The sequence below is a fragment of the Thermoactinomyces sp. FSL K6-2592 genome (assembly GCF_038006465.1).
Taxonomy (GTDB): Bacteria; Bacillota; Bacilli; order Thermoactinomycetales; family Thermoactinomycetaceae; genus Thermoactinomyces; species Thermoactinomyces vulgaris.
Genome location: NZ_JBBOVH010000001.1, coordinates 747210 through 765897, shown reverse-complemented (window position 1 = coordinate 765897; position 18688 = coordinate 747210). Strand labels below are relative to the sequence as shown.

Sequence of the window (18688 nt, the reverse complement as noted above, 5' to 3'; positions counted from 1 at the left end):
TCGATGCCACTTGCCTTTTTCTCCTCATATTCGAACAGTGACTGTTCTCTGGATTTGGCACCAAGCCGTACGGCCGGTTGCCGAGGGTTCATCGGGCCAGTCCCTCCGCCTCTCTTTATGAGGATGTTTCTAAACCATAAATACCTATCAAATAACTATGTTTTCAATTGCTTGGGATAAGAATAACAAATTCCGCCCGTTATTGTCAACCATTTCAGAAGAATCCTTTTGTCTTGAAAAATCAAGGCTTTGAACCGCCCCGAAACCTCCTGTTCCGGGCATGCATCCCGGTTTGTCTTTTTCAAAAAACGCACTTTGATTACAATAGAAGAGATCATTCCAAAAAAGGGGGAACCGGATCATGGAACTCGTCGTCTATCTTGCCGGTCAAATTCATGATGACTGGAGGGCAAAACTGCGCCAAAAAGCCGAAGAACGGGGCTTGCCCGTCATTTTTAAAGGGCCGCAGGAAAATCACGACCGTTCGGATGACATCGGCGAACTGATCAAAGGAAAACAGCCCAATGCGGTTTACCGGGATCAAGCCGCTTCGGAACTGAACAATTTGCGCACCCGGGTATGGATGGAAAAAGCCGACATCGTCATCGCCTTGTTTGGCGAAAAATACCGGCAATGGAACACCGCAATGGATGCATCGTTGGCCATCGCTTTAAACAAGCCCCTGATTTTGGTGCGTCCGGAAAGCTTGCACCATCCGTTGAAAGAAATCAGCCAGCGGGCACAAGTGACGGTCGAAACCGTCGATCAGGCCCTGGATGCCCTGGCCTATATCTTTGAAGAATGAAACAGGAAAGGGAGGCGGTTTTCCGCCTCCCTTTTCACGCTTTTTCACACTTTTTCCGCCAGGGGTTACGACCGGGTCAGCCGGGCCGGTGTATCATCAAACACTACAAAATTCAAATTGATATTTAACAACATGACATCTTTTCCGGTTTCCTGATCCCGCAAAACAAAATAATCCCTGCCCACCTGGCGCAACACCCCGGTGAACACCCGGTTCCTCCATTCCTCGCTCCCTTCATAAGTCATGTAAGCCGTCACTCGTTTTCCGATATTGCTTTGCAACAAATCTTCCGAGAATCTGCGGTCCTGTCTTTGGGGCTGCCCTTGTTCCGGTTGTTGTCTCTGACTGACCTGCGCGTCGGAATAAAACGGGTATGGAGCATGATATGGATAAGACCAATACACCATTTGTCTCCCTCCAGTTCTTAATATTGATAAACAGCCGGACAATCCGAAGCATCAGGAATATAAAAACAGTGGCTTTTATATCTTCCGGAATGCGTCTGATTAAACCAGGTTGCCGGACATTCCCCTGTCGGCCGGAAAAACCACAAGGCCCGTTTGGCGGGATCAAAACGCTGGCCCTGAATGGCCTTTCGGGCCAACCGGATATCCTGCTGGCGGGCCGGTTGATAAAAATACGGCATTTGCACGGCTTCAAAACCGCCGGGGGATTGGAAAACCATCTGTTGAAGATTGCGGATCCCCTCAAAATCGAGACAGTTGGCAATCACCCGGTTGACACCCACATTGCCAACCAGTAACATCCCCATTTGCCCGTCCCCTTCCGCTTCCGCCCGCATCAACCTGGCCAACAGCTTGACATGCGATTCCGGCGCCTGAATAACCGCCATACCATCCCCCCTGAGACCAACATATGCCCCCCTGCTCAAAAAAAGAACCGGCCAATTCTTTTGAAAATTGGAAATATCTTTTGGAAAGAACACTTCTTTTGGTGTATTCTGAATATAGGAGGTGACCGGCTTGCTTCCCCTGTTCAACAACCGAACCGACGGCTGTCGCCAACTTTCCTGGAAGTTTCGGAAGTTACGCCGCAAGTGGCGTCATCACTGGTTGTGCATCCCCTTTTTCATCCCTGTCTGGATTTACGAACAAGTCCGGCTGGGGTTCTTCCCGTTTATCCATTTCCAACTCCTCCACACTTGCAATCCTTGGGAACGGAAACTGTTTTACGCGCTTTATTCCAAATTCGGGCGTGACGTCAAAATCCACTATCCCATTCACCGCCATCGGGTGGCAATCGCCATCCCCAAATACAAACTGGCTTTGGAATGCGACGGGGACACGGTGATCCGTCCCAAAAAACAACTCCGCTTTCAAACAAAAAAACATGATCTGGGAAAGCAAGGCTGGAAAGTGATGCGCTTTTCACGCCGTCGCCTGTCCGGGCAAATGGACCAGGTCATCCGCGAAATTACAGAATATACAGATATCATGAAAAGAAGAAAATCACCTGGTCAATTCACCTGACAAGCATCCGGTCCGCGGGGACGGAAAACAGGGTCCCGGACGGCTTTTCACAAGGAGGGAAACTTTTATGATTCAAGGCTTGTATGAAGTTCATTTTCAAGTGGAAGATTTGGACCGTTCTGTCGAATTTTATCAAAAACTGGGGCTGACTCCGGCCTGGAGAAATGACAGTGTCGCTTTTCTGTGGATTGAACCTGAAAAAAGCTGGCTGGGCCTCTGGCAAAAGCCCGGCGGGAACCATGTATTTGCCAAACATATCGCCTTTCGCATCCACTTTGAGGATATGCCCGAAGCCATCCGCTGGCTCAAGGAAAAAGGGATCGAACCGGTAAAAGACGGGCGTTTTGAACCGGTCGAGCCCGTGGTGCGCCCGTTTCAAAGAAATGCTTCTTTGTATTTTGAAGATCCGGACGGCCATAATCTGGAACTGATCTGCACCATCCCCGATGACATTTCCCCGGATCTTCCGAAAATGTATTGGAGCGAATGGGAAAAACTCCGCGCAAAAAAATAAACCTCCCGCTGAAACGGCGAAACCCCCTTAAAAATCGACAAGCTTGCACCGGCTGATATCATAGAAGAAGAACCCCCGACCCCGTCCAAAAAAAGGAGGAAAGCAAAAAGATGTCCGAGATGATTGAAGTAAAAAATCCTGCCACCGGGGAATTGATCCAAAAAGTAAAAGCCCATACCGAAGAGGAAATCACCAGAGCCATCCGGAAAGGACACGAAAGTTTTTCCGCTTGGTCCAAAACCAATGCCCATGAGCGCTCCCGCTTGCTCCGGGTATGGTCGGATCGCATTCAAAAAAACAAGGAAAACATCGCGCGGATCATGACGCTGGAAAGCGGAAAACCGCTGACCGAATCCCTCGCGGAGGTCGACTATGCCGTCAGTTATATTGATTGGTACGCCGAAGAAGCCAAACGGCTGTACGGCCGGACCATCCCCGCCCACACCGGATCGAAACGGATTATCGTCACTCGTCAACCCGTCGGGCTGGTGGCGGCCATCACGCCTTGGAATTTTCCCGCGGCCATGATGACCAGAAAAGCCGCACCCGCCTTGGCAGCCGGCTGTACGTTTATTGTGAAACCGGCGGAAGAAACGCCGCTGACCACCATGGAACTGGTTAAACTGGCCCATGAAGCCGGCATCCCGGAAGGGGTCATCCAATATGTCAACGGGTTGGGGCCTTTCGTCGGCAAACTCTTTACGGACAGCCCCCTGATTCAAAAAATCTCTTTTACCGGCTCCACTGAAGTCGGAAAGTTGCTGATGAAAAACAGCGCCGCCACCGTCAAACGCATTTCCATGGAACTGGGCGGCCATGCTCCCGTCATTGTGGCCGAAGATGCCGACCTTGATCTTGCCGTCCGGCAAACCATCCTTTCCAAATTCCGAAACGCCGGGCAAACCTGCATTTGCGCCAACCGCCTGCTGGTCCACGAAAGCATCGCCGAAGCCTTCTCCCAAAAGTTGGCGGACAGCGTGCGGAAATTAAAAGTCGGAAACGGCTTGAACCCAGAGACCGACGTCGGTCCGGTCATCAACAAAAAAAGCTTTGACAAAATCATGGAACAAATCGAAGATGCCCTCCAAAAGGGCGCACGCGTGTTGTGCGGAAACACTTACCAAGCCGACCGCGAAAAAGGATATTTTTTTGTCGCTCCGACCATCCTCGGCCAAGCCGGCCTTGACACGAAAATCATGCAGGAAGAAACATTCGGACCGGTTCTTCCCATCCTGTCCTTCAAAAGCCTGGAAGAAGCCGTGGAGATTGCCAACAGCACCCCTTACGGCCTGGCCGCTTATTTCTTCACCAATGATTACCGCACCGGCATTTACTTGAATGAACACTTGGACTTCGGCATTATCGGTTGGAACGACGGAGCGCCGTCTGCCGCACACGCCCCGTTTGGTGGAATGAAAGAAAGCGGCATCGGCCGGGAAGGCGGCTTGGAAGGAATGGAACCGTATTTGGAGACAAAGTACTTATCCATCGGGAATCTGTAAAAAAGCCGATTGATTGTTCTTGATCAATCGGCTTTCAGCATGGCGCTTTCTTGAATCGCTCCCGTTCTCATCAAAAAACAAAGAGAACCGAAGAAACAGATGGTCTGTCTCCGGTTCCCCGTTTTATCATGATTCCAAATTGCTGTGGCGGCGGACCGCTTCGTCATGATTCACTTCCTTCAGCCTTCCATATTCCAGGCATACGGCATCCAACAAGATATGGACACTTTGGTCAAACAGCGACCCCAGAGGTTGAATGGTTTTCCATTCATTGGCGCGCCGGTGTTTGGTTGCCGCCGGAACACGGAGGATCTTCACGGCCGTTTGTGCAAGAGGGGACGCCTCATCGGTCGTCACGGCAATCACCTTGCACCCGATGGATTTGGCTTTCTCCGCCGTCCAAACCACTTGGCGGGTGGTTCCCGATCCTGAAACGGCAACCAGCCAGTCTCCTGCTTCAACGGATGGCGTAATCGTTTCGCCTGCCACATACACCTTGGCACCCAAATGCATCAACCGCATGGCAAACGATTTGGCCATCAATCCGGAGCGTCCTTCCCCCACGACAAAGATCCGCCCCGCCTTTTGCAATGCCGCGGCGGTTTCTTTGATCTCTTCTTCTTTCACCTGCCCGATCACCGCTTCCACTTCTCTTAAAATGGCTTGAGCTGTCGACATGGCTTATTCCCCCTTTTCAATGGCTTGTTTCAACTGTCTGGCCGCCTCTTTTGGATTCTCCGCTTTGGTGATGGCGGTACCGACAATCACCACCGAAGGATGGAAAGACTTTCTCACCTTCTCCAAGGAACTTAGCGTAATTCCGCCTGCTGCCGCCCATTTCACCGGCTTCTCCGACGAAACCGCCGCACACTTTTTCCATACAGGCCGCACCCCTTCTTCTTGCTCATCCTTGCTCACATGCACGCAAAAAACGGCCTCGTCATATTTTAATAACTCTCTCACTTGATCTTCTGATACGTTCAACAAATCAATCATCACCGTTTTGCCATGGCGGCGTGCCACGTCCATGCAGGTCTCGATGGTAACCGGCGGCGCCACCCCCATGACAGTGGCCGCATCGGCCCCGGCTTCAAATGCCTTTTCAAATTCATAACGGGCATTGTCCATCGTTTTGGTGTCCGCCACCACCGGCTTGTCGGGAAAAGTCCGCTTCAATTCCCGGACTCCCGCCATTCCAAATTCCTTGATAATGGAAGTCCCCACTTCAATCCAATCGGTGAATTCTTCCGTTTCCCCGGCCAACCGGACTGCTTCGGGGATACTCATCCGATCCAACGCAAGTTGCAGTATCATCCTCCGGTCTCCTTTCCCTCTGCATGAACATTCATTTCCTCTCCGGATCAACACGATTGCCGGGAAGTGCCGGGCCGGCAGGCGGATTTGCCTGAACCATCCGGCTCGGAAAAACATATTCCTCCGGCTCCGGCTTCCCGCCATTTATTTGTTCAAACAACAATTCCGCAGCCTTTCTTCCCATCTCAGCTGCCGGTTGCTCGATAAACGTGATGGGGTGGTCCATCAACCGGGCAAACGGAATATTGTCAAAAACGACCAGATCCACCTCTTCCCCGAGCACGAGCCCTTTTTCTTTTATAAATTCCATGACGGCCAGAAACATCCGGTCATTCCCGGCAAACAAAGCAGTCGGCCGCTCTTTGGAAGCAAAAAGGCTTTCCAGCCGGCTTTTCACCTCATCCACCGGGGATTCGACGATATAGTCGGGATCCACGGGCAAACCGGCATCCTCCATGGCTTTTCGGTAACCTTCCAATCTGCCTTTTCTGGTGCTTACCATCAGTGGCTGCACGACAAAAGCAATTCGTTGGTGCCCTTGTCCGATCAACTGTTTGATCGCTTGGCAAGTGGCCGCGGCATTATCGGTCACCACCGAATAAGCATGATCCAACCCGGTCTGGCGATCCACGAAAACCACCGGATAGCCTTCCCGGACCATCTGTTCATACAAATCCCGATTCTTTCCGGTCGGAAAGATAATCATGCCATCCACTTGCTTTGCCCTCAGCATTTCAATATACCGTCGTTCCTGATCCGGCTGGTCATCCGCATTGCAAACAATCGCGTGCAAATCATGATCCCGGCAAAAATCTTCAATTGCACGAATGATTCCGGTGGAAAAATAATGAAGGATATTCGCTACAATAATCGCAATCATTGAAGTGCGCTTTTGTTTTAGACTCCTGGCAATGAAATTGGGTTGATAACCCAGTTTTTCAATGGCTTCTTCGATTCTTTTTTTTGTGTTTTCCCCCATGTATTCAAAGCGCTTGTTTAAAAATTGCGAAACGGTGCTCTTGGAAACACCCGCTTCTTTGGCGACATCCGCCATGGTCACTTTCTTCATTGCTGTTCCCTCTTTCAATCGTTCGATGACTTTATTGTAGCGACTCCTTTTCCTTTTTCCCAGCTTCAATCCGTTCCGACTGCACCGCGGCCATCAGCTTTTCGGCCTGTTTTGTCACTTCCCGCAAATATTCGTCCGTCAATGCCCGTGACGGATCGACGAGGGACGATCCCACCCCGACGGCCACCGCACCGGCCCGGATGTAATCTTTGGCGTTCGTTTGGTCAATGCCGCCGGTCGGCATGAGCGGAATGTGGGGCAAAGGAGCCGAAATGCTTTTTAAATAGCCCGGTCCGGCAATCCCTGCCGGAAACACTTTCACCACATCCGCCCCCTGTTCAAACGCATGTAAAATTTCCGTTGGGGTGAATGCTCCCGGCACACTGATCACCCCGTACCGTTTCGCCATTTGAATGATCTTTTCATTCACCGTCGGCGAAACAATGAATCGGGCTCCCGCCAAGATGGCCAGACGTGCGGTTTCGGCATCGAGAACGGTTCCGGCCCCGACCAGCATTGCATCGCCAAACACCTCGCATGCTTTTTCAAGCACGGACAGCGCTTGCGGGGTTTCCATCGTGATTTCAAGCGCGGTCACGCCTCCGTCCAGCAACGCTTGGCCGATTTTTACCGCCGATTCCACAGAAGCCCCGCGGACAACGGCAACCACCGATCTTTTTTTGATTTCTTCCGCTCCCATGACAACTCCCCCTTTATCCTTCTTCCGACGCATAAACAACATCCGGGCGGCGGCCGGAAAGCTTGTCCTTTCGGGCTGCACGGACCGCCCAAAGTGTGAGGGCCGCGGCCAAAAGCAAAGATCCCGCCATGAAGATATAGGAAGCACCAAATCCTCCCGTCACACCGTTTAAATACCCGACCACATAAGCGCCGACAAACGACCCCAAGGCTCCCATGCTGTTGATCAGTGCCATCGCTCCCCCCGCCACATTTCTGGGGAGAATTTCCGGAATAATTGCAAAGAACGGTCCGTACGGGGCATACATCGCGCCGCCGGCAATCACCAGCAGGATGAAAGAAAGCAAGAAGTGGTCGGTTCCCAAGGCATATGAAAGGTAAAAAGCGACGGCGCCAACCAGTAAAAACGGCCACACAAACGCACTGCGATTTAACATTTTGTCAGAGAAGTATGAAGCCAGAAGCATCATGGCCGTGGCCAGGATGTAAGGGACAGACGACAACCAACCGGTCTCCACCAGCCCCATGTCCGGCGCGGCTTTGATGATTGACGGCAGCCACATTACAAATCCATACACGCCGATACTCCACAAAGCATATTGGATGCTGAGCAAAATCACCGGCTTGGATCGAAACGCCTCCCGGTAATTTTTAACCGGTTTTAAATCCTCCTGTTCCTTTTGTAACCGTTGATTCAATTCCCCTTTTTGTTGTCCGGTCAGCCAACGGGCCTCCCCGGGTTTATCTTCCACAACGCACCACCACACAAAGGCCCATAAAACGGCGGGAATCCCTTCCAAAACAAACATCCAACGCCAGCCGAACGCTTCCAACAGATAGCCGGAAACAATGGACATCCACAGCACCGTGACCGGATTTCCCAAGATCAAAAATGTATTGGCGCGGGAACGCTCTTCTTTGGTGAACCAGTGGCTCAAGAAGACAAGCATCGCCGGCATTACAGCGCTTTCAACCACTCCCAAAGCAAACCGGATGACAAATAATAAAGAAAGATTGCTGACCAGTCCGGTCAAGGAAGCCAACAAGCCCCATAAAATCAACGACCAGAAAATCAACCTTTTGGCACTTTTCTTTTCCGCATAATGCGCGCCGGGAATTTGGAAAAAGAAATACCCCAGAAAGAACAGGGCACCGAGCAAGGAGGAAGTGCCTTCCGTAATGTTCAGATCTTCCGCCAAACCGCCGGCGGCCCCAAATCCATAATTGGCACGGTCCAGATAAGCAAGACTGTAAGTGATAAAAACAACGGGAATCAAACGCATCCATCTTTGATCGGCCCAAGTTTTCATGTGATCACTCCTTGCGGGGCTCCCCATTTTTTTCAAGATAATCATCCAGCTCCGTCTTGGTTGGATAACCGTCATGGTCTCCGGGAGATTGCACCGCCAGAGCCCCCATCGCATTGGCCCGGATCACGGCCTCCCGGATCGCGAGTCCTTCCAGGAGTCCGCTGATCAATCCGGCGGCAAACCCGTCGCCGGCCCCAACGGTATCCACCACTTTACGGACCTTAAAGCCGGAAACCGTCCCTTCTTCCGATGCCGTTTTGTAATAGGCTCCCTCTTCCCCCAGCTTGACGACAACAAGCTTTACTCCTTTTTCCAAGTAAAAATCGGCAATCTCCCCCGGTTTGTCCGAACCGGTCAGAACCGCTCCCTCCCGGATGCCGGGCAGCACCCAGTCGCATTGAAAAGCGGATTGATTGACTTGCCGGATCATCTCATGAACGGACGGCCAAAGGGAAGGTCGCAAATTTGGGTCAAAAGAAACCGTTTTTCCGTTTTCCTTCATAAACGCCAAAGCCTGACGGGCAAAAGACCGGAATGACCCGGACACCGCCAGGGGGATCCCCGTCATGTGCAGGTGGCGCGCTTTGAGAAAATACGCTTTGTCAAAGTCGCCGGGCACCCAACGGCTTGCCGCCGATCCCTTTCGGAAATATTGAACTTCCGGATCCCCTTCTTTCACTTTCGACTTCAACTGGAAACCGGTCGGATGCTTGTCATCCATCCGGACTCTGCTGATGTCAACGCTTTCATTTTTGAGCCGCTTCATGATAAACTTGCCAAACGCATCCTTCCCCACTTTACTCACCCAACCGGTCCGGACATTCAGCCGGGCCAGGCCGATGGCCACATTGGCTTCGGCACCGGCAAGCCCAAGCGTGAACCGGCCGGCTTCATGCAATAGCCCCGGACGATCCGCCATAAACATGGCCATGGCTTCCCCAAATGTCACAACATCCAACTTCTGCATGTCACCACCCCGCCTGTTCGGTTGTTACCCGCCTTTTTCAACAGAAGCCAAAGACAACGCTTTCAAAATCATAGATAAACCGATTTAGTAAAACGGTTTATCTCAGTATAAAACCCATCCCCAAAGAGATCAATACAAAATTTCAAAAATACCACATTTTTTCTTGTGTATTCTGCATTGATCCTGTGTATTGTATGGATTATTTATCGATTTTATATATTTTTCATTCCATTTTTTATTGTTATAATTAACTAAATTGTTGTTTTTTATTTTTCGCCGTGTGAAAAGAAACCGGAAAACATCCAGCCCGCCTTCTGTGTCTTCCACAGATCCGGACAGGGTTCTGCTCATTCCCAATGCTGCCCGGAGGGTTCACCGGATGCAATGATCGGAGTCTCAAACGGAAGGAACAGGAGGAGAACAGATGGCCGTTTTGTCCTTGATATTTTTGCAAATCATTCTGCCACTGTTGATTCTGCTGGCCGTTGGTGCGATTTTGCATAAAGTCTTTGCTTTGCATTTAAAATCCTTTTCCAAACTGTTAACGTATTGCCTCTTGCCGGCCAACACCTTCGTCAATATTTATCAAAGCCGCATGCCGCTGGCGATTTTCGGGCAAATCATCTTGTTTTTGCTGTTGTTTTCCACTTTCTCCATCTCCTTTACCGAAATCATCAGCCGGGTCACGAAGATGGACCGGAAAACGGCGGCCACCTATAAGAACAGTGTGGTTTTGATGAATTCGGCCAACTATGGGATTCCAGTCAGCCAGATGGTTTTCCATGCCAATCCGCTGGGGGTTTCCATTCAATTGTTTGTGATGATTTTTCAAAACCTGCTCACCTTCACCTACGGGATTTTCAACTTGGTGAGCGCCAAAAGCGGAGTGCAATCCGTGATCAAAGAGCTGTTAAAACTCCCCATGCTGTATGCGCTCCTGCTCGGTCTTATCTGTTCCGGTTTTCAGATCGAAATTCCCTCCATCCTGTGGGGGCCGGTCGGGAACATGGCCAACGCGTTTCTGGCGGTCGCTTTGATCACGCTCGGCGCACAAATCGCCACCATCCGGCCCGGCAAACTCCATCCGATTTTGTACCTGAGCACTTTTTCCCGGTTGGTGATCGGGCCCGGTGCCGCACTCGGCATCATCTTCCTGCTGGGGTTGGACGGCACGGTCGCACAATCCTTGTTTATCGCCAGTTCCTTCCCCACTTCACGAAACAGCTCCATTTTGGCTTTGGAATACAACAACCATCCCGATCTGGCTGCACAGGCCGTCATGATCACCACCTTGCTCAGCACAATGACGGTCACGCTGGTGGTTTATCTCGCCGGAATCCTTTTTCCGGTCACCACTTGACAGGAGGGGCAAATGATGCTTGCACTCACGGGTTACCTGATGGTCTTTTTGTTTATGTACCTGATCATGTCGAAAAAGATGCCCACACTCATTGCACTGATGATCATCCCGGTCCTTTTTGCCGTATTCACCGGACATGCTTCCGAAATGGGCCATATGGCTTTGGAGGGAATCAAAGATTTGGCACCGACCGGGATCATGCTTTTGTTTGCGATTCTTTATTTTGGCATCATGATTGATGCCGGCTTGTTTGACCCCATCGTAACCAGAATCTTAAAGGCGGTGAAAGGAGATCCGGCAAAGATCGTCATGGGAACGGCCGTCCTTGCACTGGTCGTTTCCCTGGACGGGGACGGCACCACCAGTTACATCGAAACGTTTTTTTGTTATTAATAGCCTGTGAATAGTTTGTTTTTTCACGGGCTTATTTTATTGTTTGTTGTTTTTTATCGGGGTTTATCGCTTTTTTTGTGAGCATTAATGTGAGCAAAACACCCAGCGCCGGTCAGCCCTCCACATTAAAGCCCCTACGCCTTTTGTTCTGATATTTCCCCCTTCCTCTCTCTGTAACAAAAAATATGCAAAACAAAAAAATTATTTGTTGACATTTATGCGTATCGCAATTATTATAATAATAGACATTGCGAAACGCAAAGAAAACAGGAAGGGGATATGCGAAATGGAAAAACTGCTCGACAAAAAGGTAAAAGTTGAAACAAACAACGTCGTCATGATTGGCAAATTGTACGACTATACACAAGATGAAAAAACTGTATGGATTGAAACCGAAGAAGATATTTTTGCAATTAGTAACTTTGGCCACTTAGAAGAAATTGAAGAGGAAACGAAAGAAGAAGTAGAAGAAGAGGCAGAGGAAGAGACAGAAGAAGAAAACCCTATTTATCAAGCTCTTGCAAAAGAAAATATTCAGTGTGACTCGTTCAATAATGGAGATTACGGCGACGATATTTTAATTACGGGCTCTACTTACGACATTAACATTTGGGCAAAACCAGACGGAACATATGAATGTTGCACAATACATAAGGAACGATGGAAACAAGAGGATAAAGAATTATATGGAGATACGACGAAGGCATATGCGAACCACCGAGACATCAAGAATGTAAAAACGGTTATTCGATATATCAAAAGATGGATAGAAGCCTAACGGCTTCTATCCTCTGGACAAAAACAAAGAAAGGGATGATTCAAATGTATTGTAAATGTTTGGAACCGCACCACGATTTGAGGAAAGCCGACGGAAAAATTTGTCGTGAATGTGGCGGTAAAAAGCCGACCGCTGAAGAAATCATGCGCCAACGGTATTTAATCAGCATTTTAAACGTGATTGACTATAACAAAGAACCAGAGTATTTTAAGCGAATCTTGGATGAATGCTTGGAATTTGAAAGCAAATACTGTTAACCCACCCCCTCCCCCACTCTCTATTATGCCTCTCTCCACTCTAGACAAAAAAACGGAGAGGGGCGATAGGGTAGGGGGGAGGCCGGACAACATATTGTAAATGAAAGGAGGAATCGCATGGACGAGGTGTTTTTTCAAGTCGTGAGCGATAGGAGGAAATATGACGTAAATGTGCAGTTCGAACGGTCAAGGCGTTATTTTCATGTTCGCATAACCAAGGCAACCAGCGGTTTCTTACGTCCGGATATACTGGTAGGAGAAAAGAAATATATCAAATTCAGCGAACCAGAGGAAGCACGGCGAGCTATTTTAGAAGTGGTGAAAAAGGAAATTCAAAGCTACGAAATACCGGATGATTTTGAAGAATCCATAACAGAAAACAACGGCGTCTTTTTTCTTGACAATGAACCAGAAGATGAAGTAGAACCGGAAAGCACGGAAGAAGAACCGAGGAGCAAAATTAAATATACGGATTGGGAAACAAGAGAAGTTAAATATATTTATATATAAAGGAGCCGTGAATATGATGAACGAAATGAAAAAGTTTAACGATGATTTGAAAAGACTTTATAAAACCGCCGAGCAGTTTAAAAATCTTGATGATTATGTTTATGGTGAATTGACGGAGACTTTTAAAAAGTACGCCGCGTTATTTTATGAATTCGACCAAGAATTAAACACCACCGGCAATATCAAAGAGACACGCGAGAAAATGAGCAAAGAAGTTTCTGACTTTTTGCGCGCTGTTAAAAACCACTACGGCGAACGATTAAACCTAGAATTAGAGTGATTAAAGGCAACCAAAAAAGTTACATAGGTTTACTATGAGTAACTTTTTTTGAATTTAGGTATTGCATTCCGCAAAGAAACTGTTATAATAGATTATGTAGTTACCGATTAGAAACCTATCGGAAACCCACAAGAGTCAAGAAGGGGAAATGCAAGATGGAAAATGATTTTACTATTGATGAAATCTTAGCAATCGATTTGAAACCGAAGCGCAAGGCAGAACCAATTAAAAAAATGAAATGTCCGAAATGCTCCGGAAAAAAACGCTCAAACAATACATCTATTTCCGCGCTGGTAAGTGTTTCGAGTGTAACGGCAAAGGGTTTACATACAAAGTCAAATAAAACAATGAAGGGGTGGTCTTAATGTTAGTTGCTGTTGACGCTGGCCGTTCTTATGTAAAATCCATTATTTCAGACGGAAAAGGAAAATATAAAACACTTATTTTCCCCTCTTGGATTACGAAATACTATAAAACGGAATGGGATGTCTTAACATCCCCTAATGATTTTGTTATTGAGTATAACGGGGAAAAACATTACATCGGCGAAGTTGTAGAATTTGTAGCTGATGGCGACAGCGGACGCCGGATGGATGAAAACAAAGGTGGAAAAAATACATTGCTTTTTGTCCTGACTGCGCTGTTTCGTTTGGGTTCGACTTACGAACCTATTGACTTAGTAACCGGTGTACCGCTTGACCGGTTTAATCAGGATAAAGATGAAGTGAAAAATATGTTGATTGGTTCGCATGAAGTAACTATGCATACAAAATACGGAGAAGAGAAGCGGAAAATTATTATTCGAAATTGCAGCGTTTCGGTGGAAGGCGCTGGCGCTTTCTTCGATGATGCAACGGAAGAGGAAACCCATGTTATCGACTTAGGAAGCCGCACGGTGAATTGCTTGACCTTCCGTAATCGTCGTTTCGTTGCTCCATCTTCCCTTACTCTCCCGTGGGGATGGGATACGCTCCGGAAAGAAAACCGTGATTTTGAACGAATCGCCGAAACACTTCACGGGGAATTATCAGCCAAATGGAACAAAAATAATCCTGTCAGAGTCGTCGGCGGTCAAGCTGAAAACCTAACACCTGTACTACAAAAATATTTTCCTAACGCCTATACAGTCGAAGCACCGCAATTTGCAAATGTAAGAGGTTATTATAAAATGGGGGATGTAATGGGTTATTGATTTTGGAGGCGTAAAAAATGAGCAAAGGGAATATAAAAAAAGTTGCAATTAATTTTAAATTGGACGACAAGCAAGAAGGTGACATGTGGGAGTATTTAAATAAAGTCTCAACAAACCACAGCGCGTATTTTAAGCGGCTGTTATACATGGAAATGAGATTGAACCCTGACGGCAAAGGTGGTTATCCTGTTGCGGCTGTTCCGGCTCAACCACTGCCGCAACAGGAAGAACCAGAACCCGAGGAAGAAAAGCCGAACTTTGACAAAGACGACTTAGGGGGAATTTTTGGATGAAACTTTCAGAGAAAGAACGGGAACAAGCCGCATTAATCGCTGAAACGGTTTTAACAACCTTAGAGAAGCGATTTAATACTATGACAGAGGAATTAAAAAAGCAAATCGAAGAATCGCACCTAGATTTAAGTGAACAGCTTCTTATTTTGACTTCGAAAGTCGAAGGCATCGCCAAAAAATTGGAAGAAACCGAAAAAGCCACAGCATACCTTGCAAAAGATGTATTATTACTGAAAAACGCCGAATAAAACAAAAAACCAGCCGCCGTTTTTGGCCGCTGGTTTTTTTCTTGTTCATCGCTTTTTCACGCTGATTTCTTCCGCTTCTTCCCTTACTGCGTTCATTACAGCTTCGGTAATTTTCGTTTCATACGCTGTGTCATAAATAACATCTCCGTCAACAGTCACCCGATACATGGGCTTTTGTGTTGTGTCTTTCTTTTTAAGTCCGAATGCATCGGCAACCCCTGCAACGATTGCCGCCGCTAAACCATCCAAAAATTCATTATCTCTTAACAGTTTATTTTCCTTCTCGTTGGTGATAAAAAGATTTTCAAGAAGAATTGCCGACATTTTAGTATTGCGAAGTACCGCAAAGTCCGCGCGTTTCTTTCCGCGGTCTCGGATGTTGTAGCGGCTTAAATAGTCCATAATATGTTTATGAAGTACATTCTGATAATTAGCCGTTTTTGAACCGGCGTTATCGTGAATGAAACTTTCAAACCCGTTAGCTGTGGGAGTGGCCGCGTTATTATGAATACTAATAAACAAATCAGCCCCACGCTGATTAGCCATTTCCGCGCGTTCGCTCAAATCAATAAAGCGGTCATCCCAACGTGTGAGACTGACCGCCGCGTCTTTATATTCCCCGAAATGATTATTAATTTTTTTAGCCAAGTCAAGGCAGACATTTTTTTCATATAGCCCAAAACCTACCGCCCCGCTGTCGCGTCCACCGTGTCCCGCATCAATAAAAATATATGCCATATCATTTTACCTCCTTTTTTCGTTGAAGAGTCATAGAAAGCGGACAAATCGAACATTCGCCGTTTAACGGGCAATTTGAACAATCAAACATTATTTATTTCCCTCCTTTTTCGGACTATAGAAAATGCCAATCAATCCAACGAGAGACAAAACGCCTAATGCTATATCTTGAAGCATTTGCATTTGTTCAGGCATCAAATCGATGCCGAAAGAGGAAAGAATAACGGGAATATAAGCCACTACAGCCGCTTTAACTTTTGCATCTTTCAAGCTATCAATCAATTCACGGAAAAGTCTTTTCATTTCATTTGCCCTCCTGTTAAGATTGAAATAATTACGCCGGCAAACGCAGACCATGCCACCCTTTTTGCCGCTTTATTTTCGTCTTTGATGTCTTGCGCTATGGCCAAAGCTTCCCGGCTTCTGTCGTCTGTTTCTTCTAGTTTCAAATCAAGCCTTTCTATTTTGCCATCTAGCTTGTCTAATTGAGAAATTACAATCGATTGTCTTTCATCCATCCTTGCTAACCATTCTTTTAATTCCTTATCCTCCATTTTTCGGCGCTCCCTTCGCCCTCGCTTCCTTGACATCTCCGAGCAATGCGGCTTTTAATTCTTCAATTGTTGTAGCCGATGAAATAGCTTGTGCTAATAATTCATCCGGTGATGCTGGGAGCGTCGGCGGTGTCGGGTCGTGATTTGATACAATTTCATTGATTTTTTGTATTTCTTCATCTGTCACCGTTTCAGGCACATAAATAAAAACGTTTTCCCCTTTTCCCGTTACGGTCGGAGAAAACGTTAAACCAGCCGCGGCTAATTCATCACATAATTTGTCTAAATGGTTTGCCTTGACAAAAGCCAGTCTTTTCACTGTTAATCACCTACCCTTGCAATAGATAAACAGGGAGAATAAAACAATGAACTTAAAACGGACAATGCCGCCCCGCTATTTTGGTAAGCGTCTAGGGTTAGATAGTCCCCCTCGTTTAGCCAATAGTGTGTATTAACTTGATTCGCTTTTTGTGTCGTGTCGGCCGCCGAAGTAGTATCCCATGCAACTTCTGACAACGTGCCGGAAGCCGCACTGTACCTATTGACTCTAATGCTTCTTATGCCCGTTGAATTCCCTGCCCATTTCACAGTCCCTGAAATAGAATAAACCCCTTTTGTCCGAATCGTTAACCTTGTATTATTCGAAGAGTTGAAGAAAAAGTTATCGTCAAACGATGTAACATCAAAAGGAATAGAAGTCCACGTGGCATTTGGTATTGATACATCAGCGGTAGAATACGCACGACAAGCCGGCGCAAGTCCATAACTAGTAATGACCGTTCGCATTTCCTGAACGTCAGATGCCGCAATGTAAGTTCTCACACTCGACGGCTGAACAAGCACACGCGCAAGTGGGTATTCCCATCTCACCCCAAGCGCTTGAGTTAATGCAGGGTCAGTGTCGCTTCCCTGTAATACTGCTAAGTCGATATTATTTTCCGTCCAATCCAAGCGCAAAATAACTAAATCACGCCTTGCAGTTGTGCCATCGTTCGGCGCGATGCTTAGCCGCTCGGTCGCGTCGCTTATAAAATAATGTCCCATTATCCAAGCTTCACCGGGTGACACATCCACATATAGCCCCGTTCCGTCTGCTGATACTTTTAATTCATCGCGCAATGATGAATGCCTAACCGTATTAACTCCTGTTCCGGCGAAAACCTTCGCCATCCGCGCCCATTGTTCTTCGTATGTTGCGCTATCGTCGAACGGGAAAGAAAATTTAGCCACGTTTTAACCCCCTTTTAAATCTTCTCTAAATTCATCATCCGCGCTTCTAAATTCCGGTAATTATCGAATAGTCTAAATGTCGTCCCGACTCCTGCCGTTCCTATAACCGGTGTTATTTCCTCGCCTTTATCTTCGGTTAATTCAATATTAATTTCTCTGATAATGTCGCTAAATTTTTCGTCGTCAACTTCAACCGTTACCCTATCCCCGATGTCATAATCGACACCAAAAACAGTTCCTGGCGCTTCTCTCGGTTTGATTTCGGCGCTTATTTCTTCGGTTTTCTTTGCTAGTTCTTCATAGATTTTTTCGTTTAATTCTTGCTTGTCTGTTGTGTGACGCTGGTCTATGAATTCTTCAATCGTCCCGTATAAACTCCGGCTCGGTTCATCGCCTGCCCATGAAAAATAACGGTCTACACCTACACCACCGCCACCAACAATAATAAAATTAGCTGTCGCCGCGTTTTGTCGGTAGTTAATGGCTTGCAAAGTTCCGCGCAGATTCGAAAAAACAACACTTTTTGTTTTATCCTTCGGCTCAAAGACCATGAATTCAGTTTGTCCGTTTCCGGTTTGGATGGTTTTAAATCCAATGCCACCTTTTGTAGCTAACTCGTTACAAAGCTTTAATAGATTATCGAAACGCGCCCGTCCGATAACCTGCGTTCCTCGCTCTTTGTTTGTTTCAACGGTCAAACCTCTAATTTTCCGCGAAGGATAAGCTAAATCAGCCGCATTGTAACGAACATAATTTTTAATAACTGCTTCAGCCGCTCCAGTGAAAATGCTGTAGTCTTCGCCATTGTATGGTTCTCGGTTTTCTCCGTTTGCATTTTTAGGAACTGCTAAACGCATGGCCAATAAAAAATTATCGTCGTTACCGGTTAAAATCAGCTCGTCTGTTTTTGTGCTATAGTCCGTGTCTTTCTCCCGCCCGCGGATTACTCCTGAAAATATCGGCGTTTGGTTTTTAAAAACAACAATACCGGCTTTTCCTCCGCCGGCTTTCAATAAGTCTATAAACTTTTCCCCAGCACGAGTTTTTGCCGGTAATTTTAACTTCCACGCTCCGACGTCGCAAAAAGACATTTTCAGCTTTAAGCTAGTAAATTCTTTTACTTCGCCGACAATGTTTAAATCATTGTCCCTGATTTTGATTTCATATTGATTCATAGATACACCC

27 protein-coding genes, 1 pseudogene and 1 riboswitch are annotated in these 18688 nt (G+C 47.2%); of the genes and pseudogenes, 14 read left to right on the top strand and 14 right to left on the bottom strand.

Going from position 1 to position 18688, the window contains the following annotated elements; genetic code table 11:
- Positions 1–21: 21 nt before the first annotated feature.
- Positions 22–124, bottom strand: a riboswitch (SAM riboswitch).
- A gap of 237 nt (positions 125–361) precedes the next feature.
- Positions 362–805, top strand: coding sequence for a YtoQ family protein (locus tag NYE37_RS04065; RefSeq protein ID WP_049720489.1), 444 nt, complete (start codon positions 362–364; stop codon positions 803–805).
- 65 nt (positions 806–870) lie between these two features.
- On the opposite strand, the gene NYE37_RS04060 is transcribed toward NYE37_RS04065, so the two are convergent.
- Together NYE37_RS04060 and NYE37_RS04055 are read right to left on the bottom strand one after the other, a co-directional pair.
- Complete coding sequence (locus NYE37_RS04060; RefSeq protein WP_049720490.1) at positions 871–1212, bottom strand: spore coat protein GerQ; 342 nt, start codon at positions 1210–1212, stop codon at positions 871–873.
- 17 nt (positions 1213–1229) lie between these two features.
- Positions 1230–1658: a cell wall hydrolase gene (locus tag NYE37_RS04055; RefSeq protein ID WP_049720491.1), complete on the bottom strand. Its 429-nt coding sequence runs from the start codon at positions 1656–1658 to the stop codon at positions 1230–1232.
- Positions 1659–1788: 130 nt separating this feature from the next.
- On the opposite strand from NYE37_RS04055, the gene NYE37_RS04050 reads away from it, so the two are divergent.
- The 3 genes from NYE37_RS04050 (at position 1789) to NYE37_RS04040 (ending at position 4311) form a co-directional block, all read left to right on the top strand.
- Positions 1789–2295, top strand: coding sequence for a DUF559 domain-containing protein (locus NYE37_RS04050; RefSeq protein WP_049720492.1), 507 nt, complete (start codon positions 1789–1791; stop codon positions 2293–2295).
- A gap of 67 nt (positions 2296–2362) precedes the next feature.
- Entirely contained in the window at positions 2363–2809 is a 447-nt protein-coding gene (locus NYE37_RS04045; RefSeq protein ID WP_049720493.1) for a VOC family protein, read from the top strand.
- Between the two features lie 110 nt (positions 2810–2919).
- A complete protein-coding gene (locus NYE37_RS04040) occupies positions 2920–4311 on the top strand; it encodes an NAD-dependent succinate-semialdehyde dehydrogenase (protein WP_049720494.1) in 1392 nt (463 codons plus the stop codon).
- 126 nt (positions 4312–4437) lie between these two features.
- Here NYE37_RS04040 and hxlB read toward each other — a convergent pair whose 3' ends face one another.
- Genes hxlB through NYE37_RS04010 form a run of 6 tightly spaced genes read right to left on the bottom strand, consistent with a single transcriptional unit; the run spans position 4438 to position 9670 of the window.
- Complete coding sequence (hxlB, locus tag NYE37_RS04035) at positions 4438–4989, bottom strand: 6-phospho-3-hexuloisomerase (RefSeq protein WP_049720495.1); 552 nt, start codon at positions 4987–4989, stop codon at positions 4438–4440.
- 3 nt (positions 4990–4992) lie between these two features.
- Complete coding sequence (gene hxlA / locus NYE37_RS04030; RefSeq protein WP_181731164.1) at positions 4993–5625, bottom strand: 3-hexulose-6-phosphate synthase; 633 nt, start codon at positions 5623–5625, stop codon at positions 4993–4995.
- 31 nt (positions 5626–5656) lie between these two features.
- Entirely contained in the window at positions 5657–6694 is a 1038-nt protein-coding gene (locus NYE37_RS04025; protein ID WP_049720497.1) for a LacI family DNA-binding transcriptional regulator, read from the bottom strand.
- A gap of 31 nt (positions 6695–6725) precedes the next feature.
- Positions 6726–7394, bottom strand: coding sequence for a bifunctional 4-hydroxy-2-oxoglutarate aldolase/2-dehydro-3-deoxy-phosphogluconate aldolase (locus tag NYE37_RS04020; RefSeq protein ID WP_049720498.1), 669 nt, complete (start codon positions 7392–7394; stop codon positions 6726–6728).
- Between the two features lie 13 nt (positions 7395–7407).
- Entirely contained in the window at positions 7408–8703 is a 1296-nt protein-coding gene (locus tag NYE37_RS04015) for an MFS transporter (protein ID WP_049720499.1), read from the bottom strand.
- 4 nt (positions 8704–8707) lie between these two features.
- Positions 8708–9670: a sugar kinase gene (locus tag NYE37_RS04010; protein WP_049720500.1), complete on the bottom strand. Its 963-nt coding sequence runs from the start codon at positions 9668–9670 to the stop codon at positions 8708–8710.
- A gap of 424 nt (positions 9671–10094) precedes the next feature.
- On the opposite strand from NYE37_RS04010, the gene NYE37_RS04005 reads away from it, so the two are divergent.
- From NYE37_RS04005 to NYE37_RS03960, 10 genes and pseudogenes are all read left to right on the top strand, one after another.
- Complete coding sequence (locus NYE37_RS04005; protein WP_049720501.1) at positions 10095–11030, top strand: AEC family transporter; 936 nt, start codon at positions 10095–10097, stop codon at positions 11028–11030.
- A 15-nt stretch (positions 11031–11045) separates the two neighbouring features.
- Positions 11046–11408: pseudogene (locus NYE37_RS04000) on the top strand (SLC13 family permease); the annotation flags it as partial.
- Positions 11409–11709: 301 nt separating this feature from the next.
- The gene (locus NYE37_RS03995; RefSeq protein ID WP_340711822.1) at positions 11710–12201 is read left to right on the top strand and encodes a hypothetical protein; all 492 of its coding nucleotides are present in this window, start codon (positions 11710–11712) and stop codon (positions 12199–12201) included.
- Between the two features lie 44 nt (positions 12202–12245).
- Positions 12246–12458 (top strand): hypothetical protein, encoded by a 213-nt coding sequence (locus tag NYE37_RS03990; protein WP_340711821.1) that lies wholly within the window; start codon positions 12246–12248, stop codon positions 12456–12458.
- Positions 12459–12575: 117 nt separating this feature from the next.
- Positions 12576–12968, top strand: a complete 393-nt coding sequence (locus NYE37_RS03985; protein ID WP_340711820.1) for a hypothetical protein — start codon at positions 12576–12578, stop codon at positions 12966–12968.
- Positions 12969–12984: 16 nt separating this feature from the next.
- Positions 12985–13248, top strand: coding sequence for a hypothetical protein (locus NYE37_RS03980; RefSeq protein WP_340711819.1), 264 nt, complete (start codon positions 12985–12987; stop codon positions 13246–13248).
- A gap of 155 nt (positions 13249–13403) precedes the next feature.
- On the top strand, positions 13404–13613 hold the full coding sequence (locus tag NYE37_RS03975; protein ID WP_340711818.1) for a hypothetical protein: 210 nt from the start codon (positions 13404–13406) through the stop codon (positions 13611–13613).
- Entirely contained in the window at positions 13613–14440 is an 828-nt protein-coding gene (locus NYE37_RS03970; RefSeq protein WP_340711817.1) for a ParM/StbA family protein, read from the top strand. Before NYE37_RS03975 ends, NYE37_RS03970 begins: the two co-directional genes overlap by 1 nt.
- 17 nt (positions 14441–14457) lie before the next feature.
- Positions 14458–14733 carry a hypothetical protein gene (locus NYE37_RS03965; RefSeq protein ID WP_340711816.1) on the top strand — a complete coding sequence of 92 codons (276 nt, stop codon included), beginning with the start codon at positions 14458–14460 and terminating at the stop codon, positions 14731–14733.
- Positions 14730–14981, top strand: coding sequence for a hypothetical protein (locus NYE37_RS03960; protein ID WP_340711815.1), 252 nt, complete (start codon positions 14730–14732; stop codon positions 14979–14981). Before NYE37_RS03965 ends, NYE37_RS03960 begins: the two co-directional genes overlap by 4 nt.
- A 45-nt stretch (positions 14982–15026) precedes the next feature.
- Here NYE37_RS03960 and NYE37_RS03955 read toward each other — a convergent pair whose 3' ends face one another.
- From NYE37_RS03955 to NYE37_RS03930, 6 genes are all read right to left on the bottom strand, one after another.
- A complete protein-coding gene (locus tag NYE37_RS03955) occupies positions 15027–15719 on the bottom strand; it encodes an N-acetylmuramoyl-L-alanine amidase family protein (protein WP_340711814.1) in 693 nt (230 codons plus the stop codon).
- 90 nt (positions 15720–15809) lie between these two features.
- Positions 15810–16022, bottom strand: a complete 213-nt coding sequence (locus tag NYE37_RS03950; RefSeq protein WP_340711813.1) for a hypothetical protein — start codon at positions 16020–16022, stop codon at positions 15810–15812.
- Positions 16019–16273: a hypothetical protein gene (locus tag NYE37_RS03945; protein WP_340711812.1), complete on the bottom strand. Its 255-nt coding sequence runs from the start codon at positions 16271–16273 to the stop codon at positions 16019–16021. Before NYE37_RS03945 ends, NYE37_RS03950 begins: the two co-directional genes overlap by 4 nt.
- Entirely contained in the window at positions 16263–16592 is a 330-nt protein-coding gene (locus tag NYE37_RS03940; protein WP_340711811.1) for a hypothetical protein, read from the bottom strand. The genes NYE37_RS03945 and NYE37_RS03940 overlap by 11 nt, the downstream gene beginning before the upstream one ends.
- A 2-nt stretch (positions 16593–16594) precedes the next feature.
- Complete coding sequence (locus NYE37_RS03935; protein WP_340711810.1) at positions 16595–17503, bottom strand: hypothetical protein; 909 nt, start codon at positions 17501–17503, stop codon at positions 16595–16597.
- 14 nt (positions 17504–17517) lie between these two features.
- On the bottom strand, positions 17518–18678 hold the full coding sequence (locus NYE37_RS03930) for a Gp37-like protein (RefSeq protein WP_340711809.1): 1161 nt from the start codon (positions 18676–18678) through the stop codon (positions 17518–17520).
- Between the last annotated feature and the right edge of the window lie 10 nt (positions 18679–18688).